The 24,359-nt window shown below is 63.4% G+C and carries 32 protein-coding genes; 23 read left to right on the plus strand and 9 right to left on the minus strand.

Annotation, left to right across the window (positions count from 1 at the left end; all coding sequences use genetic code 11):
• Window positions 1-2: 2 nt before the first annotated feature.
• The 5 genes from AYK61_RS26330 to AYK61_RS26350 all read left to right on the plus strand — a co-directional run bounded on the left by AYK61_RS26330 (window position 3) and on the right by AYK61_RS26350 (window position 2,237).
• Window positions 3-254 (plus strand): hypothetical protein, encoded by a 252-nt coding sequence (locus tag AYK61_RS26330; RefSeq protein ID WP_121873804.1) that lies wholly within the window; start codon window positions 3-5, stop codon window positions 252-254.
• 109 nt (window positions 255-363) lie between these two features.
• A complete protein-coding gene (locus AYK61_RS26335) occupies window positions 364-543 on the plus strand; it encodes a hypothetical protein (protein ID WP_032375671.1) in 180 nt (59 codons plus the stop codon).
• A gap of 61 nt (window positions 544-604) precedes the next feature.
• Entirely contained in the window at window positions 605-970 is a 366-nt protein-coding gene (locus AYK61_RS26340; RefSeq protein ID WP_052063198.1) for an Asp23/Gls24 family envelope stress response protein, read from the plus strand.
• Window positions 967-1,653, plus strand: coding sequence for a DUF6286 domain-containing protein (locus AYK61_RS26345; protein WP_121873805.1), 687 nt, complete (start codon window positions 967-969; stop codon window positions 1,651-1,653). Before AYK61_RS26340 ends, AYK61_RS26345 begins: the two co-directional genes overlap by 4 nt.
• Window positions 1,650-2,237: a hypothetical protein gene (locus AYK61_RS26350; RefSeq protein ID WP_052063200.1), complete on the plus strand. Its 588-nt coding sequence runs from the start codon at window positions 1,650-1,652 to the stop codon at window positions 2,235-2,237. The genes AYK61_RS26345 and AYK61_RS26350 overlap by 4 nt, the downstream gene beginning before the upstream one ends.
• Before the next feature lie 147 nt (window positions 2,238-2,384).
• On the opposite strand, the gene AYK61_RS26355 is transcribed toward AYK61_RS26350, so the two are convergent.
• Together AYK61_RS26355 and thrC are read right to left on the minus strand one after the other, a co-directional pair.
• Window positions 2,385-3,323 (minus strand): GGDEF domain-containing protein, encoded by a 939-nt coding sequence (locus AYK61_RS26355; protein WP_147458423.1) that lies wholly within the window; start codon window positions 3,321-3,323, stop codon window positions 2,385-2,387.
• 328 nt (window positions 3,324-3,651) lie between these two features.
• The gene (thrC, locus tag AYK61_RS26360; protein WP_121873833.1) at window positions 3,652-4,692 is read right to left on the minus strand and encodes a threonine synthase; all 1,041 of its coding nucleotides are present in this window, start codon (window positions 4,690-4,692) and stop codon (window positions 3,652-3,654) included.
• A gap of 346 nt (window positions 4,693-5,038) precedes the next feature.
• On the opposite strand from thrC, the gene AYK61_RS26365 reads away from it, so the two are divergent.
• The 3 genes from AYK61_RS26365 to AYK61_RS26375 all read left to right on the plus strand — a co-directional run bounded on the left by AYK61_RS26365 (window position 5,039) and on the right by AYK61_RS26375 (window position 7,053).
• The gene (locus tag AYK61_RS26365; protein ID WP_121873807.1) at window positions 5,039-5,521 is read left to right on the plus strand and encodes a hypothetical protein; all 483 of its coding nucleotides are present in this window, start codon (window positions 5,039-5,041) and stop codon (window positions 5,519-5,521) included.
• A 527-nt stretch (window positions 5,522-6,048) separates the two neighbouring features.
• Window positions 6,049-6,417, plus strand: coding sequence for an STAS domain-containing protein (locus tag AYK61_RS26370; RefSeq protein ID WP_121873808.1), 369 nt, complete (start codon window positions 6,049-6,051; stop codon window positions 6,415-6,417).
• A gap of 114 nt (window positions 6,418-6,531) precedes the next feature.
• Entirely contained in the window at window positions 6,532-7,053 is a 522-nt protein-coding gene (locus AYK61_RS26375; protein ID WP_121873809.1) for a hypothetical protein, read from the plus strand.
• Between the two features lie 385 nt (window positions 7,054-7,438).
• On the opposite strand, the gene AYK61_RS26380 is transcribed toward AYK61_RS26375, so the two are convergent.
• From AYK61_RS26380 to AYK61_RS26390, 3 genes are all read right to left on the minus strand, one after another.
• Window positions 7,439-8,194 (minus strand): hypothetical protein, encoded by a 756-nt coding sequence (locus AYK61_RS26380; RefSeq protein ID WP_052063202.1) that lies wholly within the window; start codon window positions 8,192-8,194, stop codon window positions 7,439-7,441.
• 248 nt (window positions 8,195-8,442) lie between these two features.
• Window positions 8,443-8,631 carry a hypothetical protein gene (locus AYK61_RS26385; RefSeq protein ID WP_032375675.1) on the minus strand — a complete coding sequence of 63 codons (189 nt, stop codon included), beginning with the start codon at window positions 8,629-8,631 and terminating at the stop codon, window positions 8,443-8,445.
• Window positions 8,628-8,924, minus strand: coding sequence for a hypothetical protein (locus AYK61_RS26390; protein WP_052063203.1), 297 nt, complete (start codon window positions 8,922-8,924; stop codon window positions 8,628-8,630). The genes AYK61_RS26385 and AYK61_RS26390 overlap by 4 nt, the downstream gene beginning before the upstream one ends.
• 365 nt (window positions 8,925-9,289) lie before the next feature.
• On the opposite strand from AYK61_RS26390, the gene AYK61_RS26395 reads away from it, so the two are divergent.
• The 6 genes from AYK61_RS26395 to AYK61_RS27540 all read left to right on the plus strand — a co-directional run bounded on the left by AYK61_RS26395 (window position 9,290) and on the right by AYK61_RS27540 (window position 13,236).
• The gene (locus tag AYK61_RS26395) at window positions 9,290-10,912 is read left to right on the plus strand and encodes a YhjD/YihY/BrkB family envelope integrity protein (protein ID WP_259468309.1); all 1,623 of its coding nucleotides are present in this window, start codon (window positions 9,290-9,292) and stop codon (window positions 10,910-10,912) included.
• Window positions 10,909-11,220 carry a DUF3618 domain-containing protein gene (locus AYK61_RS26400; RefSeq protein WP_094642615.1) on the plus strand — a complete coding sequence of 104 codons (312 nt, stop codon included), beginning with the start codon at window positions 10,909-10,911 and terminating at the stop codon, window positions 11,218-11,220. Before AYK61_RS26395 ends, AYK61_RS26400 begins: the two co-directional genes overlap by 4 nt.
• Complete coding sequence (locus AYK61_RS26405; RefSeq protein WP_032375676.1) at window positions 11,217-11,489, plus strand: DUF4235 domain-containing protein; 273 nt, start codon at window positions 11,217-11,219, stop codon at window positions 11,487-11,489. The genes AYK61_RS26400 and AYK61_RS26405 overlap by 4 nt, the downstream gene beginning before the upstream one ends.
• A 329-nt stretch (window positions 11,490-11,818) precedes the next feature.
• Window positions 11,819-12,523 (plus strand): integrase core domain-containing protein, encoded by a 705-nt coding sequence (locus AYK61_RS26415; RefSeq protein ID WP_121873811.1) that lies wholly within the window; start codon window positions 11,819-11,821, stop codon window positions 12,521-12,523.
• 12 nt (window positions 12,524-12,535) lie between these two features.
• Entirely contained in the window at window positions 12,536-12,964 is a 429-nt protein-coding gene (locus tag AYK61_RS28140) for a hypothetical protein (protein ID WP_259468310.1), read from the plus strand.
• Window positions 12,965-13,068: 104 nt separating this feature from the next.
• Window positions 13,069-13,236 carry a hypothetical protein gene (locus AYK61_RS27540; protein ID WP_155289659.1) on the plus strand — a complete coding sequence of 56 codons (168 nt, stop codon included), beginning with the start codon at window positions 13,069-13,071 and terminating at the stop codon, window positions 13,234-13,236.
• Window positions 13,237-13,456: 220 nt separating this feature from the next.
• Here the strand turns inward: AYK61_RS27540 and AYK61_RS26425 are convergent, their stop codons facing one another.
• The 3 genes from AYK61_RS26425 to AYK61_RS26435 form a co-directional block, all read right to left on the minus strand.
• Complete coding sequence (locus tag AYK61_RS26425) at window positions 13,457-14,005, minus strand: recombinase family protein (protein ID WP_032375677.1); 549 nt, start codon at window positions 14,003-14,005, stop codon at window positions 13,457-13,459.
• Between the two features lie 217 nt (window positions 14,006-14,222).
• Window positions 14,223-14,549: a hypothetical protein gene (locus AYK61_RS27135; RefSeq protein ID WP_147458424.1), complete on the minus strand. Its 327-nt coding sequence runs from the start codon at window positions 14,547-14,549 to the stop codon at window positions 14,223-14,225.
• Between the two features lie 577 nt (window positions 14,550-15,126).
• Window positions 15,127-15,429 (minus strand): hypothetical protein, encoded by a 303-nt coding sequence (locus AYK61_RS26435; protein WP_147458425.1) that lies wholly within the window; start codon window positions 15,427-15,429, stop codon window positions 15,127-15,129.
• Window positions 15,430-16,221: 792 nt separating this feature from the next.
• Here AYK61_RS26435 and AYK61_RS26440 point away from each other — a divergent pair.
• A complete protein-coding gene (locus AYK61_RS26440) occupies window positions 16,222-17,442 on the plus strand; it encodes an IS110 family transposase (protein WP_183130573.1) in 1,221 nt (406 codons plus the stop codon).
• A gap of 144 nt (window positions 17,443-17,586) precedes the next feature.
• On the opposite strand, the gene AYK61_RS26445 is transcribed toward AYK61_RS26440, so the two are convergent.
• Window positions 17,587-18,339 carry a MerR family transcriptional regulator gene (locus tag AYK61_RS26445; RefSeq protein WP_121873836.1) on the minus strand — a complete coding sequence of 251 codons (753 nt, stop codon included), beginning with the start codon at window positions 18,337-18,339 and terminating at the stop codon, window positions 17,587-17,589.
• Between the two features lie 53 nt (window positions 18,340-18,392).
• Between AYK61_RS26445 and AYK61_RS26450 the strand changes: the two genes are divergently transcribed.
• The 8 genes from AYK61_RS26450 (at window position 18,393) to AYK61_RS26480 (ending at window position 24,320) form a co-directional block, all read left to right on the plus strand.
• The gene (locus tag AYK61_RS26450) at window positions 18,393-18,671 is read left to right on the plus strand and encodes a hypothetical protein (protein WP_121873814.1); all 279 of its coding nucleotides are present in this window, start codon (window positions 18,393-18,395) and stop codon (window positions 18,669-18,671) included.
• Window positions 18,672-18,718: 47 nt separating this feature from the next.
• Window positions 18,719-19,681 (plus strand): ATP-binding cassette domain-containing protein, encoded by a 963-nt coding sequence (locus AYK61_RS26455; protein ID WP_121873815.1) that lies wholly within the window; start codon window positions 18,719-18,721, stop codon window positions 19,679-19,681.
• Between the two features lie 35 nt (window positions 19,682-19,716).
• Window positions 19,717-20,466 (plus strand): ABC transporter permease, encoded by a 750-nt coding sequence (locus AYK61_RS26460; RefSeq protein WP_220709186.1) that lies wholly within the window; start codon window positions 19,717-19,719, stop codon window positions 20,464-20,466.
• A 566-nt stretch (window positions 20,467-21,032) separates the two neighbouring features.
• Window positions 21,033-21,641: a hypothetical protein gene (locus AYK61_RS26465; protein ID WP_121873816.1), complete on the plus strand. Its 609-nt coding sequence runs from the start codon at window positions 21,033-21,035 to the stop codon at window positions 21,639-21,641.
• Window positions 21,642-21,838: 197 nt separating this feature from the next.
• Window positions 21,839-22,144: a hypothetical protein gene (locus AYK61_RS26470; protein WP_121873817.1), complete on the plus strand. Its 306-nt coding sequence runs from the start codon at window positions 21,839-21,841 to the stop codon at window positions 22,142-22,144.
• Between the two features lie 76 nt (window positions 22,145-22,220).
• The gene (locus AYK61_RS27545; RefSeq protein ID WP_183130575.1) at window positions 22,221-22,379 is read left to right on the plus strand and encodes a hypothetical protein; all 159 of its coding nucleotides are present in this window, start codon (window positions 22,221-22,223) and stop codon (window positions 22,377-22,379) included.
• Window positions 22,376-23,584: a pentapeptide repeat-containing protein gene (locus AYK61_RS26475; RefSeq protein WP_147458426.1), complete on the plus strand. Its 1,209-nt coding sequence runs from the start codon at window positions 22,376-22,378 to the stop codon at window positions 23,582-23,584. The genes AYK61_RS27545 and AYK61_RS26475 overlap by 4 nt, the downstream gene beginning before the upstream one ends.
• 445 nt (window positions 23,585-24,029) lie before the next feature.
• The gene (locus AYK61_RS26480) at window positions 24,030-24,320 is read left to right on the plus strand and encodes a hypothetical protein (RefSeq protein ID WP_121873724.1); all 291 of its coding nucleotides are present in this window, start codon (window positions 24,030-24,032) and stop codon (window positions 24,318-24,320) included.
• The last annotated feature ends 39 nt before the right edge of the window (window positions 24,321-24,359 follow it).

Here is a 24,359-nt window from a genome sequence, read left to right on the forward strand (position 1 = left end):
ATATGGGGAGATGGCTGACCCACGGCGACCGATGCACCGCCCGACGTAGTGCAGCGCAGGCACTGCACCCCGACGTCGGGGGATCGGCGACGGCGCTCGCTCGCGCGTTCGCCGAGATCGATGCCGCGTACGGAGGTGGTGTCTACTGCGCCGGTGTCGTCACCACCACCGCGGTGCACCGCACCAGTTGCGGCCCGATCCGCGCCATCGTCAGGGTGCGACAACTACGTATACGCCGCATCGACAGCCCCTGACACCAGCCCTTGACAAGGCGCTTGCTGCAGGCCTCCGGCTCGAATCATCACCTGCCCATCAGGCCCGAATGTCCATCCACGCTGCTTCACTCGACGAAGGATCACCATCATGACTACTTCCACAGTCGGCCTGCTCGCCGGCCTGCTTCTGGCGATCGCCGCTGCGGCCGGCGGATTCGTCGGGTTCGTCCTCGCCCTACTGCTCGGCGCAGCCGGTTATGCACTCGGTGCCCACCGCGACGGTGAACTGGACCTCGGTGCACTCCTACGAGGCCGCGGCCGTGGCTGACGTGGCCCATCCCTCGAGCCCTCTCGCGTCGGAGGGGTCGCGAGAGGGACAGGGGCGTCAGATGGCAGCGCCATCGAACCGCGGCACGTTGACCGTCAAGGACAAGGTCGCGCAGCATCTCGCCGTCCGCGCCGCCCTCGACACCGCAGGAGTGCGCACTCACGCCGGCGGACTCGACAAGCTCACCGGCCGCGAACTGCCGCGGGTCGACGTGAGCGTGTCCGGTGACCACGTGCGTGCCACCGTCGACATCGCGGTGCAGTGGCCGCAGCCGCTCACTACTGTGACCGCGGCAGTACGCGCGAACGTCACCCACGCGCTGTCGACCTGGGCAGGTCTGACCGTCGACGGCGTCGATGTCAGCGTCGCCGTCGTGGTCACCGAACCAACGGTGAACGGCGATATCAGAGTGGAAAGAGTGACATGAGCCCCCGGCACAACCTCATCGACCCTGACCCTGACCCCGACCCCGGCGCCGGCGCCGCGCGGCGCACCGCTGCTCTCCCCGCGTCGACCGACAGATCCGATAGCGAAGCCGACCCCCAAGCGGGCACGCACCTCGACAACGTCGCGGTGTTCGATCCGGCGCCGGGGCGCACCCCCCGCGCCGTACCCACTGCCGCCTACACCGGCGCCCTGATCGCAGTACTGCTGATCGGCGTCGGTGCCGTGGGAATCCATGACGGCGTAGTCGCCGCCGGCTGGATCTCCGGCCGGTCCTGGACCGGCGCGGCCATCGACTCGATCGATGGTCTGAGCCCCGCAGGCGCGATGATTCCCGCCGGCATCGTGGCCGCGCTGATCGGATTGTGGCTGGTGCTGACCTCACTGTCTCCCAGGCGCAAGAAGGCAGTCGACATCGATTCGGCCACAGCACTGTTCATCGAACCGTCCGATATTGCCCGGATTTCCTCGATCACCGCCGAATCGGTCTCCGGGGTGTTGTCCGCGCGCACGAGTGCAACCCGCACGAAAGTCACCATCCAGGTCGAGACCACCGGCGACGCAGCGACACCCGGCGCTGTCGCCGATGCGGTACGCACCGCACTGACATCGCTGACGCCGGTACCGAAAGTATCTGTCCGCACCCGCACCGGAGGAACCCGATGACGCGCACATCGATCGCACTGGACCGCCTCGCGACCTTTCTGCTCGGGCTGGTCTTGATCGCGGTGGGTGCCGGAGCAGCAGTGTGGGCAGCAGCGTCGGTATGGAACATCGAAACGCTGCGCGGGTTGCCGGAGCTGGTCACCGCGCCGCAGATGGTGAATGCATCGCAGGCCCCCTGGTGGCCCTGGGCGGCAACAGCGATCGGGGCTGTTCTGGTTCTGTCGGGTCTGCGTTGGCTCACCCTGCATACTGCCGCGCCGAAGGCGAAGACACTTCAGTTGGAGGGAAGCGGACCGGAGGGTCGACTCTGCGCCGACCTCGGTCAGGTTGCAGCCGGTGCGGCGCGTGTGCTCGCGCAACGCGCCGACATCCACTCTGCACAAGGTACAGCGATCATCGACCGCGGAGTCCGGACATTCGACTTCGAGGTCACCGCAGACTCTCCCGACGACTTGGCAGCCGTCGCGGCTGCAGTCGATGCGGTGTGCCGCGACGCAGTGTCGATGGTCGGGGACCCTTCGCTCGCCACGTGCACCCGTATACGTATAGCCAAGACCGCACACAATGGTCGCCGCGTCAGCTGAGCGACGCGCGGCGCGCCCGCGATCGGGAGCAGCTCAGGAATGATGTGCTGGACCTGACCCACGTCTGCTGCGCAGATGACCGCGGCAGTAGCGGTCCCTGTCGGCAGGCAGACGTCGTGGTGGACGTCCATGGCCGCATGCGCGGCTTCAGGGTCCGTCGCAGACTGTTCTGTTTCCTCCCGACTTCTTGGCCCGGTACATCGCCTGGTCGGCGCGCGTGATCAAGTCGTCGATGTCGGACGCGCCCGGCACGGTCCTGCTGGGTGCGGCCGAGGCCAGCCCGACGCTGGCGGTGACCGTGCCCGACCGATCGATGCTCTGCCGTATCCGTTCGGCCAGATCGGTGGCCGTGGCTACCGGCAGGCTGGTGGCCACCACGAATTCTTCACCCCCCATCCTGGCGACCAGCTCCGAGTCCGAACATGCCTCGGTGACGATGCGAGCGATCCGGCGTAGCACTCGATCACCGTGATCGTGCCCGTGGGTGTCGTTGACAGATTTGAATCGATCGAGATCGATCATGAGCACCGCCTGAATACCTACTCTCGCTGCGGTCGGACAAGCCGGCCGCATGCGGTCGCCGACGGCTGCGCGGAAGCCGCGACGATTGAGCAATCCCGTCAATGGATCGTGATGGGAATTGTGCGCACCTCGGCGCAGCGCACCCTCCGCGATCTGGGTGAAGATCGGAGCTGCGCCGATCACACTGAGTTGCACCACCAGCCGGGAGATGTAGAACCAGAGGTCGATGTCGGTGGTCCACAGCGACAACGCGAACAGCACCACCGTGACAGCCGCAGCCCAGCACAGGTGCACGATCAACAACCGCGCGCCGTGAAAGAACGCGACGTAGACACCGATGAAGGCGAACCATCCCGTGCCCGGCGACGCTGCGGCAGGTTCGGTGAAAGTGAACAGTGATGCAGCGATGATCAGAACCGCCCCGGCGACGAAAACGATCGATACCCGCTCCGACGGCCATGGCCGGGCGATCCAGGATCCCGCCGCAACGAAAGTGCTCGACGCTGCCGCCGCGAGGACGAACACGGCGACCGGTGAGACCGGGCCCAGGGAGCTGGCCATCATGAACACAGCCCACACGCCGAACGCGATGCAGCCACTTGCTGCGCCGAGCTGCGCCGGTCGTTGCAGTGATCGGGATCGCAGAAACAGTACGATCCAGGAATAATCCGAGGCCCTGAAGGGACGCGCGGAAGGCGGCGACCCGGTCACCGCCGGATCCCTGCCATGGGGTTATCGCACGAACGAGCGCTCATCGCCCAAGGTTCTTGCAGGTGATCCGGTCGTAGACAGCGCGAACGACGTCCCGACCCGGCACGGGAACTAGGAAAACGACACATCCGGGGCTGACTCGAGCCACACGGGGCGAGAAGCTGCGGGCGGTGTGGGTGCCTCAAGTCAGGGTGAGCGCAGAGGCAACGGCTTCCGGGTCGGCGACCACAGCGACGGATTCGGACATACTGGACAGGGCGACCTCGGGGTCCTTGAGCCCGTTACCGGTGACCGAGCACACGACCAGCGATCCCGGTTCGATCCACCCGTTCTGCACTGCTTGCACAAGCCCTGCGATCGACGCGGCCGAGGAAGGCTCGACGAAAATGCCCTCGGCTCGGGCGACCAGACGATACGCGTCGAGAATCTCGGCATCGGTGGCAGCGCAGAACATTCCGTTCGATTCGCTCTGCACGCGAAGCGCTGCCTGCCACGACGCCGGCGAACCGATCCGGATGGCGGTGGCAATGGTGTCCGGGTTCTCGACCACCGATCCGGTGACCAGGGGCGCGGCACCTGCGGCTTGGACCCCGAGCATGCGTGGCCGTGAGTCGATGATCCCTGCGCCGAGATAGTCGCTGTATCCGAGCCAGTGGGCGTGGATGTTGCCGGCGTTGCCGACAGGCAGAATGTGGACCTGCGGCGATTGCGAGAGGGTGTCGCAAATTTCGTAGGCGGCGCTTTTCTGGCCGGCGATACGGTCCGGGTTGATCGAGTTGACCAGACCCACGGTCGGAAATGTCTCCGCCAGCGACCGAGCAACGGTGAGGCAGTCGTCGAAGTTGCCGTCGATCTGCACGATGCGGGCACCGAGGATGTGCGCTTGGGCAAGCTTTCCCGATGCGATACGCCCTTGGGGGATCAGTACCGCGCAGTCCAAGCCGGCCTGTGCGGCATACGCTGCCGCCGAGGCCGCCGTATTACCGGTCGAAGCGCACAGTAGCAGCCGGTCGCCGCGCGATCTGGCCGCGGTGACCGCTGTGGTCATCCCCCGATCCTTGAACGATCCGGTTGGATTGGCCCCTTCGACCTTGAGGTACACCGTGCATCCGGTGATATCCGACAGATACCGTGCATGCAGCAGCGGGGTCGACCCTTCGCCGAGGCTGACCACCTCCCCTGCATCGGCACGGGAGACCAGATCACCGAACCGAGCGATCACCCCGCACGGCCGGACAGGATGCGGCGGCGAACCCGGAGACGATACGGCTGCGGCAGACTCACGACGATTGTTGGTCACGTCGATACCGACGAGCGGACCCGCCGAAACCGAACGGAGAACCACGAACTTTCCACGACGCCGAGCACCGACCCGTAACGAACCGACAAAACCTCGGACATCGCGCAGGAAGCAGCCCGGCCAGGGCGCATCGGCGGACATCGTTCGCGGGCAAGCGGGCCCCACCACGAAGAACTGTGTCCTAGATCACTGCCTCGGGAGGTTCGGTCCTCGAAGCCGAGGGCGTCCTACCGTGTACAGAAGAATTTCGAGGAAAGAGGACCCCCCGATGCCGGATCGAGAACGCGATGACGACCACGTCGCCCAGCGGGCAGCCGAGCAGTCGGCGGGACCGGCAACCGGCGACGGAGCACGCGCAGCGAGCGGTGTCCGGCGTCCCCGACCAGGGGAAGGCAGGCATGCACTTGTCGACCCCACCGAACCTATCGAACCCACAGCTGATGGCCGCCGGACGATCAGCGGCACCGCCGGTGAGGCCGGATACGGAGTCGGTTCGACTGCACACCACGCGGCCCGGACCGGTGACGTTGTCGGTGATGCGCAGTCCACTGCCGAAGCGCAGCTCGACGATGTCAGCACCGATGACACCTCCGACGCCGCGCGGTCACAGCAGGTGAGGCTACTGATCGGGATCGTCGCCGCGGGCATGATCACCGGACTGGCACTACTGCACCGGAGTCGCCGACACCCACGTACACGTGTAGATGCACGCAGTCGGACGTTGTCAGGGTCATTCCTCATCGGACGATGACCAACTGTCGTCGGACGCGGCGACGCCCGTCCAGGGAAGAAAATTCGAACAGGCGAAGTAGTCGAGGAAGGGCCTCATAATCTGATGTATCCGGTATTGATCGGCATTGTTGCGGTGTCCCTGATCATGCTCTTCGGCGCGCTGTTCGTTCTCGTTGTCGGAGAAGCAATTCAGGTGACCCGGTCGGTACGGGCGTCCAGACGACAGGCCCGAGCGAGAACAGAAGCGAACCCATGACCAGCGCCGGAGCGTGGTGTGGGGTGCCCGATAAAAACGGGTGTCGGAGAGCGCGGCTGCACATCACACCACGGACCCGCAGCGCACCGACCCAGTCATCCGGGTCAGGAAACCCGGGCGTTGAATTGCTCTCGAGCACTGCACACACTTGCGCGCACCGGTTCCGGTGCGAATCCCACTGCGCCGCGGTCGTGCGGCTAATCCGCAGCTCACAGATCGGGTCCATGGATAGGATGTGCCCGGGTGCAGCTACTTCGGGGTGAGCCGGGTCGAAAGGTGTTGAGTGTGTCATGAAGAACGACGCGGTCGGTTCCGGCCCTCTCGACATCGCAGTCGAACGAGTCGGAACTGCAACCGTCCTGTCCGTACGCGGTGACCTGGACCTGCGCACCACCCCAGACCTGATCGTGTCGATCGATGCCGCAGTCGCCGAGGCAACACCATCGGCCCTGATCATCGACCTCACCAAGGTGGCCTTCCTCGCCGCGGTCTCCATGACAGTTCTCATCGACGCGCACCGGCGAGTCCAGGGGGTCTCGAAGTTCGCCGTGGTGGCCAACGGTCCCACTACGAGTCGGCCGCTGATACTGATGGGGCTGAACGAAACCTTCCCTCTGCACGCCGACCTCGCGGACGCCCTGACGTCGCTGACGCCATGACGAAAAGCGCCAGGTCACTGGACGAAGCATGGGCCATGACCGCAGGACCATATCGGTGGTCATGATTCACTCACACAACAGGTCCGACCTCGTGCGGCGAGACGGCCCTGCCCGGTGACCGACGCGAACTCCGGTTGCAGCACAGACCGCACGCCCTCGCTACGAGAGTTGAGCGCGCTGCGCGGTTCTCACCGACGATCCCAAATACTGGATGTCGGGCTCGTCCTCGGGGACATGGTGCCGGACCGGTTGCTCGGCGAGCACAATCCACTGTCGATCGCGGCATACGAATGTCCGAGCACCACCGCAACGCATCCGTCAGCTGTGATCGGTCGCGGCGAGGCTGCCCGACTACTGCTGGATCTGTTCGAGGACGTCCCGGATTATCTGCTCCAGCATGTCGACCACCGCGGCCGCGAACACCGACCCGTCCGCGGTGACGATCGACTGCACTGTGACCTGTTCCTCATCGCTGCGGACCGCACCCTGTTCGGGGACAACCTCACCGTGCGGTGCATCCTGACCGACGACATCGGCGCAATGGTCTCGACCACCGAAGAACGATTCGTCGGCCGACCGAATCATCGCGGTACGGCGACAAGCGCTCACGAGAAACCAGAACAGCCCCACCGCTGACCTTGCATGATGCGGTAGGGCTGTCTGTGTGCCCGGCAACCTCTTCCAGGCACCGGGCACAACGACTGCCGGGCCACCTCTCGGACCGGCAATCCACACGTGCTGCAGAACCTGCGAACAGTCGCAGGCAACAACGCACGTGTCCTGTACATCGCAGGGCAGGCCGGGCCGTGTTACTCCACTTCACCGCCTTTCCGTATCGGAACGAGCCCATCCCCGCTATTTGGAATCAATGGCTTCCACTCCTGGTTTGCGCACGCTTGCTCACTTGTCGATGTCTCGGGCCACGTTGGTTCGAAACCGAGAACTACGGGGCTTTGCCAACGCGGTGCCGGGTGCGCGGCCCCGTGGATCGCCGGGATCTACCTACCGCCGGGGTGGGCTGTCAGCGTCGGAAGCCGCGATCGGGCCTGCGGGACTCGATGTCGACGAACGGGGTGAACCATTCCGCGGGAACGAGATTGACTGCACCGGGAAACGGTTCGAGATCGTTGTCGAACAACGTCAGCACATCGTGGTCCTGGAACAGATAGTCCAGCGGACCTTCCCAGTCGTTGTCGTTGTCGTGCGCGGCGATGTCGCCGACCAAATCCATACGGCGATCGGACTCGTCGGTGGCCATTGCCCGTGCTCGACCGAGAATCAAGTGCAGCGCCATCTCCTCCCCGGTGCAGACCGGATCCGGGTCGATACCGGCCTGAGCCTCGAGTGCGAGATCGTCGAAGCAGCGGGCCTGCTCACGCCACCATGCCGCCGGCCGCGTCCACGTCACCGGTGGGAAGTCGCTCAGAATCGACGAGCTGTGCGATGCCGACCCGGGGCGTCGGTGTAGCTCCTCGATCGCATCGTAGACATCATCGGCCAACGTCCACGCTGCTACTTCGACGAACCGGCGTTGTCGCGCAGTCAGTTCGATCACCGAATCCTCGAACACCACGTCGTCGACAGATGACGACAGATCCGGTTCCACACTGGGGAAGCGGTCACCGCCGCGCCCGGAACTCCCGGCTCCGAAGTCCGCCGGAATGACCACACCGTCACCGCGGTCGTCGCCGCCGAAAGGAGCCTCTCCTGTAGCACCGCTGATGTTGTCAGGCTCGCTTGCGCGCTGCTGTTCGTCACCTGTATTCCGCGAGTCCATGGTCGAACTGTAAGGCGCTCGCCGGTGCCCTGCGGGGGCAGCCACGCCGGATCGATACACCGGGACAACACAGGGTGACGCACCGACGCGTTGAATCGTCCTTCGGCCGCTCAGCCGGTCTTGATAAAACTGATACCTGCTGCGTCGGCATCCGGGGTGAACCTCATTTCGCGTGTCGAGGTCGAACCGATCGCGGTGGGCGCGTGCGCGCAGACTCGCCCGCCTCCATGCCCGGGCGGGTTGTTCGCTCATCCTGTTCTGCTGATGACGGCTACGAGTGCCAGGAATACGGCGGTCCCGGTGGCACCGAGAATCGCGGCGCTGAGGAACCCGCGTTCGGGGTCGAGTGCCCACGCCGCGCAGGTGATCAGCACGAGCGCTACGCCGCTCCAGAACAGATAGGTGCGGCGGGGGACAGATCGAGGGTGTTTCGTCACGGCGTGCCGGCGGTGCTGTCAGCTGCGGGACTGTTGGCTGCGGTGTTGGTGGGTGGGGGAGCAGGTAGTGCGGTGACGTCCTGGTCGTCGGCGAAGACGAGGGTCCTGGAGTCCAGGGCGATCGCCCAGCGGTGTGGGGGCGTCCAGGTGCGACCGAGGGTGTCTGCGGGCAGGAGGTAGTCCCCGAAGTCCTCGACGAGTGTCCCTGCAGAGGTGGTCCCGTCGGGGCGGTGCACTTCGATGATGTCACCAACCGAGAGGGCTCCGGTGGTGGTTTGTTTGGGATCGGTCATAGTTCAGCATTGAAGCAGGCCGGTCAGCCGCTGATTCGCGGTGGTCTCGACGCCTCGCCTGCGGACAACGCCGATAACGTCGTGGGTATGGGGCCGTGTACAACAACGGAAGAGTGATGGTGATCTGTCACCGCCACCGGGCGAAAACCGTCCCCGTTCTATTTCCGATGAAACCCTGTTCGGTTGACGGGTTGTTCACTCATCGAGAGACAGACCGCGCCGGTGGTAGCGGTGCTCTGCGTACCAAGCTCGGTCCATTTTGCGGCGCAAGACCAGACTGTTACTGCGTTTTCTGTGCCGACGATTCATCTGCTGCTGACTCTCGGGCAATGTTTTCGTCGGTGTGCTGCGGGTACTAGCGTCAGGTGAGTGAGAACGATGATGTCCCGTCCGCACCGGTGGATGCCGACCCGGATGATCCGCGCAAGGCCGACTCGCCGACGGAGTTGACGAAAACGTCGTGGCTGTTCGTGCTTCGCAAGACTGCGCGTGAGTTCTCGCGTGATCAGTGCACCGATCTCGCGGCAGCGTTGACGTACTACGCAGTGTTGTCGCTGTTTCCCGCTGTGTTGGCGATCGTGTCGCTGCTCGGTGTGTTCGGGCAAGGACAAGCCACCGTCGATGGTGTGTTGCAGATCGTGTCCGATCTGGGACCCTCCTCGGCGGTGGAGACGCTGCGGGAGCCGATCACGCAGTTGGTGTCCGCTCCGGCCGCAGGGTTCGCTCTGGTTACTGGTGTTGCGGGTGCGTTGTGGTCGGCGTCGGGGTATGTGGGGGCGTTCGGGCGGGCGATGAACCGAATGTACGAGGTCGAGGAAGGGCGTCCGGTCTGGAAATTGCGGCCGGTGCTGTTGCTGGTGACGGTGGCGGCGCTGGTGCTGATTGCTCTCGCGGCGGTGATGCTCGCGGTCAGCGGACCGGTAGCAGCCGCGGTGGGGGATGCGGTCGGTCTCGGCGCTACCGCGTTGACGGTGTGGAACATCGCACGGTGGCCGGTCGTGCTGGTCATCGTCGTTCTCGCGGTCGCGTTGTTGTATTACGCGACTCCGAATATTCAGCAGCCGAAGTTTCGGTGGATCAGCAGCGGAGCAGTGGTGGCGATCGTGGTGTGGGTCGCCGCGACGATCCTGTTCGGGTTCTACGTCGCCAATTTCGGCAGCTACAACAAGACCTACGGATCGTTGGCCGGGGCGATCGTGTTCCTGCTGTGGTTGTGGATCACCAACCTTGCGTTGCTGTTCGGTGCCGAACTCGATTCCGAACTCGAACGTGGCCGACAACTGCAGGCAGGGATGGTCGCCGAGGAACGTTTGCAGCTCCCACCCCGAGATACTCGGGTGTCGGAGAAGAACGAGGAGAAAGATGCCGCCGCCGTCGACGACGGACGACGGCTTCGGCTTCGGCACCAACATGCCACGGCACATTCCAGCGGTGCTGGGCAGCGCGATGACAGACACAATCGCACGACACACGGCGACGAAAAGCCGTTGCCTGTACCTGTTTCCGGCTCCAGCACTGGCGGAGACATCACTTCGAATCAACATATGCAGGGAGAAACAATGAACGCTCATTCCGGGCCACCGTCGGAGGAAGCCCGCACTTCGGCTGCGGATCTGTCGACAGTGCAGCTCGTCGAACGTTTGACCGATCAGGTGTCGACGCTGGTGCGCAGCGAGATCCGCTCAGGCCTCGAGGAAGTGAAAAGCAAAGGCACCCGGCTCGGCATCGGTATCGGTATCACCGGTGCGGGCGCACTGCTGCTGTTCTTCGGTCTCGCCACTCTGATAGCAACTGCAGTGCTGGGGTTGGCGACAGTGCTGTCGGCGTGGCTGGCAGCGCTGATCGTCGCCGCCGCAGTCCTGGTGGTGGGAGGGGTTTTGGCTGCGGTGGGGACCTCACGCGCGAAGAATGCGGTACCTCCGGTACCGGCAGAGACCGTCGCCAGTGTCAACGACGACATCACCGCCATCAAGAAGGGAATCCGATGACCGAGAACAAGCACGTTGCACGCGGTAACGAGACAGGCGAGGAGGCGCACGTGACAGACCCGCCAGTAGCGCCGGTGCCGGATATCGAACAGCAGCGCGCCGAACTCGCCGAGACGGTGGCGGCGCTCGCCGACAAAGTCGATGTGCCTGCGCGGGTGCGCAGTGAAGCAACCGTTCAGGCGGAGAAGGCCAAGACGTTGGCTCAGGACAATCCGCAGGTCGCCGCGGCCGCTGTCGGGACCCTGGTCGCGGCGGTAGTGCTGGTTGTGTTCTCGCGTCGTCGCCGTGCGCGGCGGTTGCTGCGATGAGTGCGGTGTCGAAAGCGGTGTACAAACCGCTGTCGCTGGCTACCAGCGTGCTCGGCGGGGTACTTGCCGGGGTGGTGTTCAAGCAGGTGTGGAAACGTATCGGCGACAACGACACCTCGACTCCCGACCCGAAAGACCTGAGCCGCACCGTCCAAGAGGTGCTGATCGCGGCCGCCATTCATGGCGCGGTGTTCGGGGTCGTCAAAGCCGCCGTCGACCGTGCCGGAGCGAAAGGCTACCGCGCTCTCGCCCACGAAGACCCCAGCTGATCACGAGAGCCTTACACAGGCGTCCGCACTCGATCGGCGGTCTGGTGCGGCTTCCCGTTCGACGATGCCGAAACGTCGATAGAAAACGACTACGAGTTGTCGGAACGGCGATGCACTCAGGGATGGGGCCAGGTCGGCCCGCTCGGCTCCGGTGTGATTCGGTAGCCACGGGAGAGGTTGACCGGCAAACGTGAATCGCTGCGTCGGTCGTTACAGTCTCCATAGAACGAAGAACCCCCGCGGCCTAGCTGCCGCGGGGGAGACTCCATGTGTTTACGAGGGACCTTGTCCTCGTATCTACAGTCAACGATAGCGGAAGGGGTTAACAGATGCCAAAGCACGCGACGATCCTCGCGGTCAATAAGCATCTACATCCCGTCCGCCTCGCTACCTACTCTTCGCGGTGTGGCAACGATCCGTACCTCACGCTGGAGCTCTACAAATGGAACCTGCAGGTTCGGATCTACCATCCACGCAAACGCGCCGGCATCAGCTCGTGCCCGCAGATCGAAGCCGATGCACCGAAAGTGGTGTGGGCTATGGACTTTCAGTTCGATTCGACCGTCGACGGGAAGGCGATCAAGATCGCGTCGATGATCGACGAACACACCCGGCAGTCCCTGTTGAACATTGTGGAGCGTTCGATCACCGCACAGCGGCTGACCGACGAGCTCGACAAGACGTTTGCACTGTGGGGTGGGCCGCCGTTGGTGCTGCGAATGGACAACGGTCCGGAGTTCATTTCGCATGTGCTGCAACAGTTCTGCCGAGATCGTGTCGGTATCTCCTACATCCCACCGGGGACGCCGTGGAACAACGGACACATCGAATCGTTCAACAACCGGCTACGGAAGGAGTGCCTGAACCGCAATCACTGGACGAGTCTGCTCGAAGCGAGGGTGGTGATCGAGGACTTCAAAGACGACCACAATCATCGACACCGGCACTCATCACTGGGCTACCTCACGCCTGCTGAGTACGCTGCCCAATGCACCCACAACCACCAACCGGTCGAGGGCTGCGAGATCGACTGAATCAATCACACCGTGGCTCTAGAACGCGGTGGTCCGACTATCGGGGACCTGCCAGGCGCACCAGTCAACCATGACGACATTCTCGCGCAGATTACCTTCGGTGTTTGGCCGAAACTGCTTCCCACTAAAGACACCTCCGACGCCGGCTTCCGCGGTCGAAAAATCCTTTGGCAGCAAGCACTGCGCCACGCATTCCCTCACAACACCAATGACCCCAACCGGTACATCGTCGCCGACCGCGCCGCGCGTCTACACGGTCTACGTAACCGCGTCTCGCACATGGAACTACTGCTTGAGGTGAACATAGTCGCCCGACACAACGATGCGCTACGCCTCCTGGCTGCAATCAGCCCGCAGGTTCGCGATTGGTGCGCCGGGATGAGCACCGTGATCGAGACCCGCAAAAAATGCCCGATAGAACTCGGAGCGCCGCGCAACTGACCAAACCGCCCGACATATCTAGACTCCGAGCAAGTAGGGCGTGACCTACCCGCGCGGAGGGCTCCGCGTAGTTGCAAGTCGATCTGTAGGGGAAGGGGTAAGCGATGGCCAGCGACCTCACATCGATTCTCGTCGGCGAAGATCAGCGTTCCGTCTTCCGACGCGATGGCCCATCGATGGGGCATGGCCCAGTCTCGGCCGGCGGCGGGGACGGTCAGCAAGTAGTCGGCGAAGTCCTCGACTACGGTCCCGGTAGCGGTGCCGCCCTCTAGGCGTCGCACTTGGAGTGTGTCACCAATGGTGGGTGGTGTCGTTGTGATCTCTACCGGTTCGGTCATGACGGAATTGAAGCAGACGAATTCTCGTGGCTGATCATGCGTCCATCGATTTTCAAAGTCGTCGATGTGCCCGAGACCCCCACGGTGGCAGCTTCGGAAGTTGACTCGCATCGGCCCGGCGGGCCATGTGCGAGAAACGGCGATTGGCGGTGGGCTATTTCAAGTGCCGGTACAGCGTCGACCGCGACACTCCGAGCACTTCTCGGATGTCGGTGAGTGACATTCCGCCGGTGCGCATTCGCTTCGCTTGTTTGATTTGCGTCCCGGACATCGCCGGTGGTCGGCCACCGAGTCGCCCTTGGGCGCGTGCCACTGCCAGTCCGAGGTTGGTGCGTTCGCGGATGAGGTTGCGTTCGAATTCCGCCAATGCTCCGAAGATGGAGTAGATCAGCTTTCCGCCGGAGGTGGTGGTGTCGATCGCTTCGGTCAGCGAGCGGAATCCGACGCCATCGACGTCGAGCTGCTCGACCGTTTCGAGGAGATGGGGGAGTGATCGCCCGAGACGGTCGAGTCGCCACACGACCAACGTGTCGCCGCGCCGCAGATGCGAGAACAGATCCGACAGCTGCGGCCGAGACGTCGTCGCACCCGACGCTGTCTCCGTCCACACTCTCGAACACCCGGCAGCGCTCAAGGCCTCGCTCTGCGCGTCGGCGCTCTGATCGGTCGTCGACACCCTCGCGTAGCCCAGAAGTTCTCCCACAGGGTCGAGTGTGTCACAACTCGTCGTAGGGACACATTTCGGCGTGTCGGTTTTGAACATGAGTTCTGACACACACGCTCATCGTCCTTGCCGTGTCAAATCCAGGGCGTGTCTAAAACGATCGTTTGTGACACACGCCGGGTGGAGGACGCCATTTTTGCCGGAATCTGTTCGACCGGGGCCAAATCGAACTGGTCCGCAATGGCCGATTGCTCCCTTACGCTGAATCCGGCGGCGGGTAGTCGATGTGCCACGTCTGATCTCGTCGACGCAGAGGCAGCAGCAAGCGGTGCTCGTGGTCTCGGACGACGATCTCGCCGAGTTCCCCAAGGATGTACTCGGCCGAGAACAGGGCATTGAACGGAACGAGTTCGACGAGCAATATGCCGTGTCCGTTACGCGACCAACCCATTCCGGCCACGACGGACGTCGTGTACGAAGACAACGGGGGTGCGCTGTAGTCGTGAGGATGACGGCGCGCTGAATCGGCGAAGAAGGTGTCATGGCTGCCCGGATTGTTGCCGAGCCCCCGCCAGAGCAACATGTGACGTCCACGCATCGGAAGTTGCGCGAGTTCATGGCGAATGTGCGCCGGTAGTGCGCGGGCGAGCGCATGTGCGATACGCCGGTCAAGGGGGTTGCCTTCGATCGTGTGCTCGTTGTAGGCGCTGCGTGGGTCGACCGCGCGGTGCAGTAACCGAGGCCAGGTGTTTTTAGTGTTGCCGTCCCATTCGAGGGATAAGCGGCAAATGCGTGGGCCCACAACATCTCCGAAGATGTTTCGGCACAGAGAGGCGTTGGCCCAGCGCTCGATTTGTGTGATTGCAGACGAGTCGGGCGAAGCCAGGCTGAACAACTCCGGATCGGCGCTCTCGAGGTGGTGGCGGAGGCTGATCAGCCGTGACTCGATACTGGTGTGATCGAGATACTTCCGGAACACCGATGCGTTGCTGGAGGCGTGAGGGGCAATCCTGAGCCAAGCGGTGACGTAGCGGATCTTCTGCCGCGCGGTCAGGTGCGGCGTTGAGAGAACCGCTGCCCGAACATCTTTGAACTCCGGCGGGGTTTCTGGTCGCGCGGGGTTCCGGTTCGATCGACTCGAATGCGAGGACGACAACAGATCAACCCACCAGTGAATCGACAGCGCAGGAGACGATCCCCACGTACGCCTCCACCTGCGCGATTGCGTCCTCGAGCTGTGCCTCCCACCCTGCATTGTCGCCGGCTACAACGATTGGGCCGCGGACAGCACTCTTCGTGATCTCGCACGGAATCATCCCGGCACCCCGCGAGTACCACACATGAAACTCCCCGCCGGCCGCCCAGCCGCCATCGGCATCCAAAATCACCGCGCGATCGTGCAGCGTATTGATCCATTCCACAGGGCCAATGCCGCGAGAGTCGTATCCCCGAATCGGGCTCACTCGTTTGACGACACTCAGCCTCAATTCAGACCGCTCCTCCCTCGTCGACCCAGGTAGGAACGGGTCCAACCAGTAGTCATCGCGCGTGGGAAGCCATTGATGGCGAACCCAACCATCCGACAGCACTATCGACGTCAAATCACAGACCCCCATCAACCTGATGCGCACGAGGCGCTTTCACAATTACAGTAGCCCACACGCACGGCACCACACAAGGCTTGTAAATCGCGAAATATGTTGCGCCATAATGATAATAGAGCAGAGAATGTGCGATAGCTGCTCACGTCTTCGGGGCCTCCGCGGCCTCCGCGGTCGCCGAGACCGGGGAACCGTGCGATTGGTCTCAAGGGCTTACCGCCGTGCTACCGCGACATTGAGCGCGGCCGATCTCCGTCGCTCCCGCACAGTCGCCCACGAGCTCCACGAAGCGAGAGGTGGCCCTCCACCGGCGCGCCGGCCAGCGGTGGTGCTTTCCGCCTAACGGCGGTGCGGGCCACCTTCGGTGTCCACCCCATCGAACTCCGCTGCGCTCCGTCCTGTAAAAAGAATTCTTGTTTTCCTTAACGTCGTTGCCGGGCATCGCGGGACCTCCGACGTAGGTTCGGTGGTGCCTGGGGACACCGGGTATGGCTCTCTTTTTTTCGCTGATCGGATGGCCAGAAGGGAATGGCCGCCCGGTGTCCTCGACGACGTGACCGCTCATTGAGAGACGCGAATTGATCGCTGATTAAGGACACGACGGGGCAGTCGTCCACCAGGTTCCAATTTCTCGACGACAGCGAAGGGATACATGTGCAACATCTCTGGGTAGGAATCGACGCGGGAAAGACTCACCACCATGCGGTAGTGATCAACAGCGACGCAACGCGATTGCTGTCTCGCCGGGTGCTGAACGACGAGTGGGCCCTCCGTTCCCTGATCGACGACGTCCTCGCAATCGCCGGTGGCGGCGACCTCGATGTTGTCTGGGCGGTGGACCTGAATTCGGGCGGCGCCGCGCTGCTGACGGCGATGCTCGCCGCACGCCGGCAAACCCTGTTGTACATCCCCGGCCGCATCGTGCACCACGCGGCGGCTGGGTACCGCGGTGACGGGAAGACCGACGCGAAGGACGCGGCGATCATCGCAGATCAGGCGCGGATGCGTCGCGACCTGCAACCGATGCGAGCGGACGACGAGATCGCGGTCGAACTCGGCATTCTGACATCGCGCCGAACCGATCTGATGCGGGACCGCACCCGATCACTTAACAGGCTCAGAGCACTTCTGAGCACCTACTTCCCAGCATTGGAGCGCGCGCTCGACCTCAGCAACGTGAAGGGAGCGTTGATTCTGCTGACTGGATATCAAACCCCCGGCGCGATCCGCACAGTCGGTGCTGCGAAGTTGGAAGTCTGGTTGCGGAAGCGCAAGGCATACAACGCGGATGGTCTTGCGGCCTTGGCAACGGAAGCGGCTCTGATGCAGACAGTTAAGGTGCCGGGAGAAGCCATGGCCGCGCAGGTCGTCGGTTCCATGGCCACCGAAATACTCGATCTGGGCAGACGGTTGGCCGAACTCGACCGCACAATCGAGGCCGTGTTCAAACGGCATGCGTCGGCCGCGATCCTCGAATCCATGCCAGGGATCGGCGCTCTTCTGGGTGCCGAAATGCTGGCCGCGACCGGGGGAGACGTCTCGGTCTTCGGAACAGCGGACAGGTTCGCCGCCGTCGCCGGCCTCGCTCCCGCGCCGCGAGACTCGGGCCGCATCAGCGGGAACCTCAAGCGGCCGCGTCGGTACGACCGGCGGTTGCTGCGAGTTGCGTATTTGTCCGCTCAGCTGAGTGTCCGCAGCTGTCCGGAATCGAAGGTGTACTACGAACGTAAGCGGGCGGAGGGCAAGCGCCACACACAAGCAGTGCTGGCGTTGGCCCGACGACGCTCGAACGTACTGTGGGCCATGCTGCGGGATGCAAAGCCGTACAACCCACCTTCCGCGCCGCGCCGGGAAATCCCGCTCGCAGCCGCGTAATCGAAATAGATCAACAGCATTGGTGAACTGCGCCTTCGTTTTCGGTGGACGAGATGGATCTGATGTCAACGCAGGTCGGAGAGGTACGCAGGCCGCAACAACAGCAACCGACCTCGCACATCGAAATCCGCGACCGCAGGTGTTCTAGCCGAATCGCCCCGACTGTTCGGTCAGTATCTGGGTCACGAGTTCGTCGAGGCGTCTCCATGCGGGACTTTCTAGGCCTTGGTGTCCGGTGAGGATGTCGACGGTTTCGGAGGGCAGTGTGTCGAAATCTGGAAGGTCCGAGACGACAGTCATGCGTTGTGCGAGCTGGGCTGCGGCGAAGGCGATTCCGGCAAGCCGGGGGTCATCGGGGTCCCACTCGGCAGCGCGGTCGTAGCCGCGGAGCACGGCTACGTATTCGTCATCGTCGAGCTGCTCGGTGCGCGCGGCGAGGATGGCCCGTGTGATGTCAGGTGCGATGGCGTAGCTCAGGATCCAGCCGTCACGGATCGCGCGCTCGTGGCGTTCGGACAGGCCGATGACGCGGAGTCGCTCCATATAGTGGACGGCCTCGGTCGGGAGGCACAGGCGATCGGGTTGGTCGAGGTGGCGTAGCCGAATTCGACGCTGCTCAAGCCGGCGAATATGGTTCCGTAGTTCGGTGTCGATCCGGTGCAACTGTTTGGCGGCGGAGTCTGCGTCAGCGCCCAAGACACCAGGGATGTCCGCGAGCGGGACGCCAGCCTGGGCGAGAGTAACGATGCGTGTCAGGTCAATAATTGCCTGCGCGTCGTAACGCCGGTATCCGGAGGAGTCCCGTTCGGGTTCGGGCAGGAGCCCCTTGGCGTGGTAGACGCGCACGGCTTTCGTCGACACACCGACGTACGTGGCGAGTTGGCCGATAGTGAGCACGGTCCAATGGTGCACTTGACCTTGCCCCAGGGGCAAGGGTGCACCGTGGCTTTATGACCGATTACGACTTTGAGGAAGATGCCCTCCGCGCACTTGCGGACGAGGGCAACGAGACCGCGATGGACCGGCTCGCTGAACTTGCCGATGCTCGCAATGATGTGCACGTTCTGTCCGAGCTTCTCGATGAGGGCAACGAGCACGCCGGGCGGCTGCTGACTCGCCGTGCTGTGGAAAACCGGGACCTGCGCGAGCTGCAGCGCCTATCCGATGCCGGCAGTGCGGAAGCCGACACGGAGTTGGAGCGACTCCTCAATGACGGTCGTCAGCGGTGACCCGGTCCGCGTCCGAGGCCGAACCGACGTCAGCACACCCTACCGATGTGTCACCTGCAATCGAGGTTAGAGGGATACGTAAAAATTTCGGTAAAACTGTTGCACTGGAGGATGTCTCGTTGGCAGTCCCACGCGGGACCGTATTCGCCTTGCTCGGCCCGAACGGCTCCGGGAAAACGACCCTGGTGCACGTGCTGTCCACGCTCCGACTTCCCGACAGTGGACGCGCCACGGTACTCGGCCACGACCTCAGCGCAGCTCCCGGAAAGATCAGAGATCAAATCGGGGTGACGGGACAGTTCTCCGCCGTGGACAGCATGCTCACCGGCCAGGAGAACTTGCAGCTGATGGCGAGGCTTTACAAAGTTGCCAAACGCGAGAGGAAAGACAGGGTGCGCGACCTGCTGGAACGGTTCGACCTCGTAGAGGCAGCGGCGCGCACTCCAGCCACGTATTCCGGCGGGATGCGGCGGCGGCTCGACCTCGCAATGACACTGATCGGCGATCCCGAACTGATCTTCCTGGACGAGCCGACCACCGGCCTGGACCCGCGCAGTCGCCAGACGATGTGGACGTTCGTTCGCGAGCTCGTGGCCCAAGGACTGACCGTCTTCCTCACCACCCAATATCTTCAGGAGGCCGACGAACTTGCCGACAACGTCGCTCTCCTCGACCACGGACGTATCGTCGCTCGAGGTACTCCCGCCCACCTCAAACAGCAAGTCCCCGGCGCGCACCTCACGCTGCAGTTCGCCGACATCGTTGCCATGAACGCCGCAGCACGGTCACTCCCGAACAACACGCCCGACGCCGACTCGCTCTCTCTACGGCTGCCATTGGCAGCCGGAGGCGACGCAATCAAGCAAGCCTTGGATCTGGTGCCAGTGGATCTGCCAATCGTGGACATCACCGTGCACAAACCCGATCTCGATGACGTCTTTTTCGCACTGACCAGCCAGAAGATCATGGGCGACGCCGGCGAGAACGCCTCACGAAATGAGAACTACTGATGATGATAGTCGCCGCAGCGCAAGACGCTTTCGCGATGGTTGGACGAGAACTTCGCCATCTCCGCCGGTACCCATTGTTCCTGGTCGCCTCAGTTGCTTTGCCGGTGCTGATGTTCGTTCTGTTCGTCTATGTCTTCGGCGAATACGTGGGTGCTGGGCTGTCGGAGACAGGCAGTACTTCCACCTACGTCGACTTCCTGACCCCGGGCATACTCGTGATGACCGTCGCAGCCGGCGCTCTGCCCTCCGCGGTCAGCGTGTCCACCGACATGTCCGAAGGCATCATCGATCGATTCCGCACCATGCCCGTCGCCCGCAGCGCAGTCCTCACCGGCCATGTTGTCGGCGGCATCGTGCGCACCCTGCTCTCCGCCATCCTGGTGACCGTTGTCGCGCTGCTCATGGGGTTCAGGCCCGTTGGCAACCCACTCGCCTGGCTCGGAGCGGCCGGAATGGTCCTAGCCTTCGCTTTTGCGCTTACCTGGCTTGCCGTCGCTATCGGTCTAGCCGCCAAGACACCGACTGGAGCCAACAGTGCCGCACAGATCATCTCCACCGTGTTGCCGTTCGTGTCCAGCGCGTTCGTACCCACCGAGTCCATGGCAACCGGTGTCCGCTGGTTCGCCGAACTCCAGCCCTTCACTCCTGTCGTCGACAGCGTTCGTGCCCTGCTCACCGGTACGCCCGTCGGCAACAACGTGATCTTTGCACTTTCCTGGTGCTTCGCCATCGCATTCGCCGGCTACGCATGGGGACTTCGCTCCTTCCGTGCGACCACCGCGTGATGCGGGCGGATCAAGCCCGATCCGATGCGGCACGCACTCATCGTAGAACCAGAGCTGTTGTGCAGCTGAGCATTTAAGAAGTCTCCCAGTACAACAGATTCTTCAGGCGCTCGGCGCTCGACTGTTTGCACACCCGCTGTTTCTCAAAAGTCGAGGCTTAAAAACTGTAGGCATCCTTTTTCTGGGCCGGTCAGCTCGTCCGTGCTGGGTGCCGAGCATCGACCACGCCAACCCGTGGTCTCGGAGCCGACCGGATGGCGCTGCCCCACACGCGTCACCTTCGGTGCCGTTAGATCGGATCGGCCTACGGCCGAGCTTGACAAAACCTATTGAGATTCCCTTCTGGCCTTCCGATTTTGACCGGCGGTGACCTCCGCGCAACCGCCGGCGTCCGCTGCGCTCCCGGCCCCAGGGCTCCGAAAACTTTTCAAAACGCCTCCGGCTGAAAACTTTCCGGCCCGGCAATTGCACTCCGGCCCCCTCATGCCGGTCCAACTCTCCCCTGCCAGAACGGCAAAAAAATTGGCGGGCCCGCGAGGTCGCCACGTTGAGCAGGGGAGCGCACGATGTCGAAAACCACCGCCCAAAAAGCCCACAGCAACACCGACACCGACAACTACGGCGCAGTGGTCACCCACACCACCGCCACCATCGTCGGACGCCAGAAAGCCGTGGTCAACGTCCACGCCGCCGCCACCGACGACGCCCAGATGATCGTCACCATGGGCCGCCTGATGATGACCTTCCGCTCCGCCGCCTCCGTCCACGCGTTCATCGCCGGACTCGCCGACGCCCGAACGTTCATCGGCCGCATCGACAACCAGGCACCCCGCCCCGGGGGACCGGGCGACGACTACGCCCGCGCCGCCATGTCCGTCGTCTGGATCGCGCCACCGGAAACCGCCGTCACCCCACGCGAGCAGTACGTCGCCGCCCGGCGACGCACCATGCACTGGGTCGAGGTCCACATGGGACCGGTCACCTGGCGCATCATCGACCGCCTCGGATACGTCACCATGCTCGACGAGCTCCGCAACATCCACCGCATGGCCGTCGCGATCTTCACCGACGGCGACCAGTACACGAGCGATCCGACCACCCTCACCGACGCATTCGACGACGCCGAACGCGAACAGCAAGAAGACATGGCCGCACCCTGGCGACGACGCCTCTGACCCCCGACCCACCCTCCCGGCCCCGGAACCCGACACGGTTCCGGGGCCGAGTTGTCTCCATCCACAGCCAGATCGTCTATCCCCAGAAACCGGAAAATGCCTGCGCATCGCGGACCTCGCTGGCGCTCGGTACGCGATGCTGGAAGCCGGACCCACTATCGCCGCCCGGCTCACCCACCCGAAGGAACACACCACCGATGATCACCTGGACCGTCACCACCCGCCCCGACCGCCGACCCGAAACCATCACCGCCGCAGGAGCAGAACCAAGCCTGATCGCAGCGAAAAGAGCCGCTGCCGACGCCGTCCGCTACGCCCTCCTCGACGCCCGAGCCCACGCAGACGCCAGCCCCACCAACACCCCGCCGACCTACCTCGTCACCATCGACGAAGCAGCTGCCCTCATCGTCAGCATCGGAGCCTGCCGACCCGCCAACTACACCGGAGTCCTCGACAACCTCGAACACTTCGACGGCACCGCAACCCACCTGCTCCACCTATAGACAGACCAAGAGGCAGTAGACTTGAAAGCGTTGCGACAGAACAATTCTGTCGGTACTCACTGCCACACTCGACGTCATGCGAATCAGAACCCTCGACGGACCACTACTACCCGCCGAAATCGCCGAACAGGCAGCCCGCGCAATTACCCTCTGCAACGGCCTCGGCCAGCAGTACGTGACCGGCGATGACTTGACCAGGAAAACTACAGTGGAGCCGCTACTGTCACCCCCGTGAGCCTTCACGCCCAGGTCCCCACCCCGGCCATTCCAACCGTGCCGGTCGAATCAACCGACTCGGCAGGCATTGGCGTGTGGTTCCTTGACAACCTCACACAACCCGCCGCGACCGTCCTCGCCAGCCTCGGAATCATCGTCGCTGCCATCATCACCTTCGCTATCGGGCTGCTCAGTCGCAGACAGCTCGATCGGCACCACAAAGCAACCCACACCCTCGCCGACACCCAAGCCCTCCGCGGCCGCTTCACCACCATCACCGCACAACTCGCTGATCCCGCGCCCGCGATCCGCACCGCCGCCGTCTCCGCTCTCGAAGCACTCGCCGACGACTGGCTCGACCGCGACAAGCCGCGCGAAACCCAAGCTTGCATCAACGTCCTCTGCGACTATCTCCGCACACCCTACGAAACCTCCACCCGAAACCCGCACTTACGCAAAGAGACCCGCCGAACCCATCGAACGAAGTACGACTACACCGACACCACCCACGAATACCCCTACGACGACCTCGATACCCGCCACGCCATCACCCGCACCATCGCCGCACATCTCCAACCCCACCACGACCATTCATGGTCATCGTTCGATTACGACCTCACTGGTGCCTACCTCCATAACCTAAACCTCGATTTCGCCGTATTTAGCGGCAAGACCACCTCGTTCGAGGATGCCACGTTCAGCGGCGAGCGCACCTCATTCTTTGGGGCGACCTCCACTGGCAAGTACACCTCCTTCAGCGGGGCGGCGTTCAGCAGCAAGCGCACCAACTTCGAGAACGTGACGTTTAACGGCGAGTACACCTGGTTCTCTAAGGCCACGTTCAGCGGTAAGAGCGCCAATTTTGAATGGACGAGGTTCCGCAGCAGCGAGTACACGTCGTTCAGTGGCGCGACATTCCGCAGCGAATACACCACATTTGATAGGGCGACGTTCAGCGGCGATTACACCTCGTTCACTGAATCGACGTTCGACGGCGAGATCATCTCGTTCGATGAGGCGACGTTTAGCAGTCGGCTTGGCACGACGTTTCGTCACGCAACCTTCAGCGCGACCAAAACCTCGTTCGAGAATCCTCGAGTATGGATAAAGGTTGAGATGGATTGGGACCGTCTCCCCGGTAGTGTGGCCGGACCACTTCCCACGCAACCAGCGTCTGTACATCCCCACGAGTGGCCGCCCGTACCGAAGCCCCTGACAGGGTAGGTGCTGCCGCGACACAGAGCGCCGTCACCATCCGTCGCTCCCGCACAATCGCCCGTCGAAGCTCAATGACCGGGAGGTGGTCACCGCCTGGTGTCGACGGGCCGGCATGCATTCCGCCTGCTGGCGGTGCCGGCCACCCTGCGGGCGTCCACCGAATGGAGCTCCGCTGCGCTCCGCACTCAAAAGAGCGAAGGACGTTTTCTCACTCGGTTCTGGCTACCGGCGAGCATTCATCACCCGTGACCTCCGCATCAACCGCCGGCGTCCGCTGCGCTCCCGGCCCAAGGGCTCCGAAAACTTTTCAAAACGCCTCCGGCTGAAAACTTTTCGGCCCGACCCTTGACACTCCGGCCCCGTGCGCTGACTTCTCTCCTCACGCCAGAAACGGCGAAAAAACGTGGCAGGGCAAAGGGCCAGGCCACCAGTTGAGAAGGGACGTCACGACATGCACGACATCACCACTCGACCGAGGACGGTGGGACTGCGCACGGCGATCATGGTCGCGATCGGTCAGGTACCGGCGCAGGTCAAGACCCACGCACTCGGACAGCTGACCGAAGCGTACGAAGCGGCCTCACGGTACGTCGGGGCCACCGACTACGACCACGACCGGATGGAAGACCTGCACGAGCAGGTGTGCAGTTGGGAAGCCACCGCACGTCGGAGCGGTGCCACGACCAGCGAGATTCGGGCAGCCAAGACTGCGGGCGGCGTCCGCGCCGCCGCCGAGCAGTAACCACCAAGGCCAGGAAAACAAGAAAACACCGGACAGCTT

Source organism: Rhodococcus sp. SBT000017 (assembly GCF_003688915.1).
In the GTDB taxonomy this organism is placed as follows: domain Bacteria; phylum Actinomycetota; class Actinomycetes; order Mycobacteriales; family Mycobacteriaceae; genus Rhodococcoides.

What these genes read in the sequence shown, in the direction of transcription:
- AYK61_RS26330 (WP_121873804.1), top strand. Translation starts at nt 3, where the DNA reads ATGGGGAGATGGCTGACCCACGGCGACCGATGCACCGCCCGACGTAGT.
- AYK61_RS26335 (WP_032375671.1), top strand. Translation starts at nt 364, where the DNA reads ATGACTACTTCCACAGTCGGCCTGCTCGCCGGCCTGCTTCTGGCGATC.
- AYK61_RS26340 (WP_052063198.1), top strand. Translation starts at nt 605, where the DNA reads ATGGCAGCGCCATCGAACCGCGGCACGTTGACCGTCAAGGACAAGGTC.
- AYK61_RS26345 (WP_121873805.1), top strand. Translation starts at nt 967, where the DNA reads ATGAGCCCCCGGCACAACCTCATCGACCCTGACCCTGACCCCGACCCC.
- AYK61_RS26350 (WP_052063200.1), top strand. Translation starts at nt 1,650, where the DNA reads ATGACGCGCACATCGATCGCACTGGACCGCCTCGCGACCTTTCTGCTC.
- AYK61_RS26355 (WP_147458423.1), bottom strand. Translation starts at nt 3,323, where the DNA reads ATGATGGCCAGCTCCCTGGGCCCGGTCTCACCGGTCGCCGTGTTCGTC.
- AYK61_RS26365 (WP_121873807.1), top strand. Translation starts at nt 5,039, where the DNA reads ATGCCGGATCGAGAACGCGATGACGACCACGTCGCCCAGCGGGCAGCC.
- AYK61_RS26370 (WP_121873808.1), top strand. Translation starts at nt 6,049, where the DNA reads ATGAAGAACGACGCGGTCGGTTCCGGCCCTCTCGACATCGCAGTCGAA.
- AYK61_RS26380 (WP_052063202.1), bottom strand. Translation starts at nt 8,194, where the DNA reads ATGGACTCGCGGAATACAGGTGACGAACAGCAGCGCGCAAGCGAGCCT.
- AYK61_RS26390 (WP_052063203.1), bottom strand. Translation starts at nt 8,924, where the DNA reads ATGACCGATCCCAAACAAACCACCACCGGAGCCCTCTCGGTTGGTGAC.
- AYK61_RS26400 (WP_094642615.1), top strand. Translation starts at nt 10,909, where the DNA reads ATGACCGAGAACAAGCACGTTGCACGCGGTAACGAGACAGGCGAGGAG.
- AYK61_RS26405 (WP_032375676.1), top strand. Translation starts at nt 11,217, where the DNA reads ATGAGTGCGGTGTCGAAAGCGGTGTACAAACCGCTGTCGCTGGCTACC.
- AYK61_RS26415 (WP_121873811.1), top strand. Translation starts at nt 11,819, where the DNA reads ATGCCAAAGCACGCGACGATCCTCGCGGTCAATAAGCATCTACATCCC.
- AYK61_RS27540 (WP_155289659.1), top strand. Translation starts at nt 13,069, where the DNA reads ATGGCCAGCGACCTCACATCGATTCTCGTCGGCGAAGATCAGCGTTCC.
- AYK61_RS27135 (WP_147458424.1), bottom strand. Translation starts at nt 14,549, where the DNA reads ATGTTGCTCTGGCGGGGGCTCGGCAACAATCCGGGCAGCCATGACACC.
- AYK61_RS26450 (WP_121873814.1), top strand. Translation starts at nt 18,393, where the DNA reads ATGACCGATTACGACTTTGAGGAAGATGCCCTCCGCGCACTTGCGGAC.
- AYK61_RS26460 (WP_220709186.1), top strand. Translation starts at nt 19,717, where the DNA reads ATGGTTGGACGAGAACTTCGCCATCTCCGCCGGTACCCATTGTTCCTG.
- AYK61_RS26465 (WP_121873816.1), top strand. Translation starts at nt 21,033, where the DNA reads ATGTCGAAAACCACCGCCCAAAAAGCCCACAGCAACACCGACACCGAC.
- AYK61_RS26470 (WP_121873817.1), top strand. Translation starts at nt 21,839, where the DNA reads ATGATCACCTGGACCGTCACCACCCGCCCCGACCGCCGACCCGAAACC.
- AYK61_RS27545 (WP_183130575.1), top strand. Translation starts at nt 22,221, where the DNA reads ATGCGAATCAGAACCCTCGACGGACCACTACTACCCGCCGAAATCGCC.
- AYK61_RS26480 (WP_121873724.1), top strand. Translation starts at nt 24,030, where the DNA reads ATGCACGACATCACCACTCGACCGAGGACGGTGGGACTGCGCACGGCG.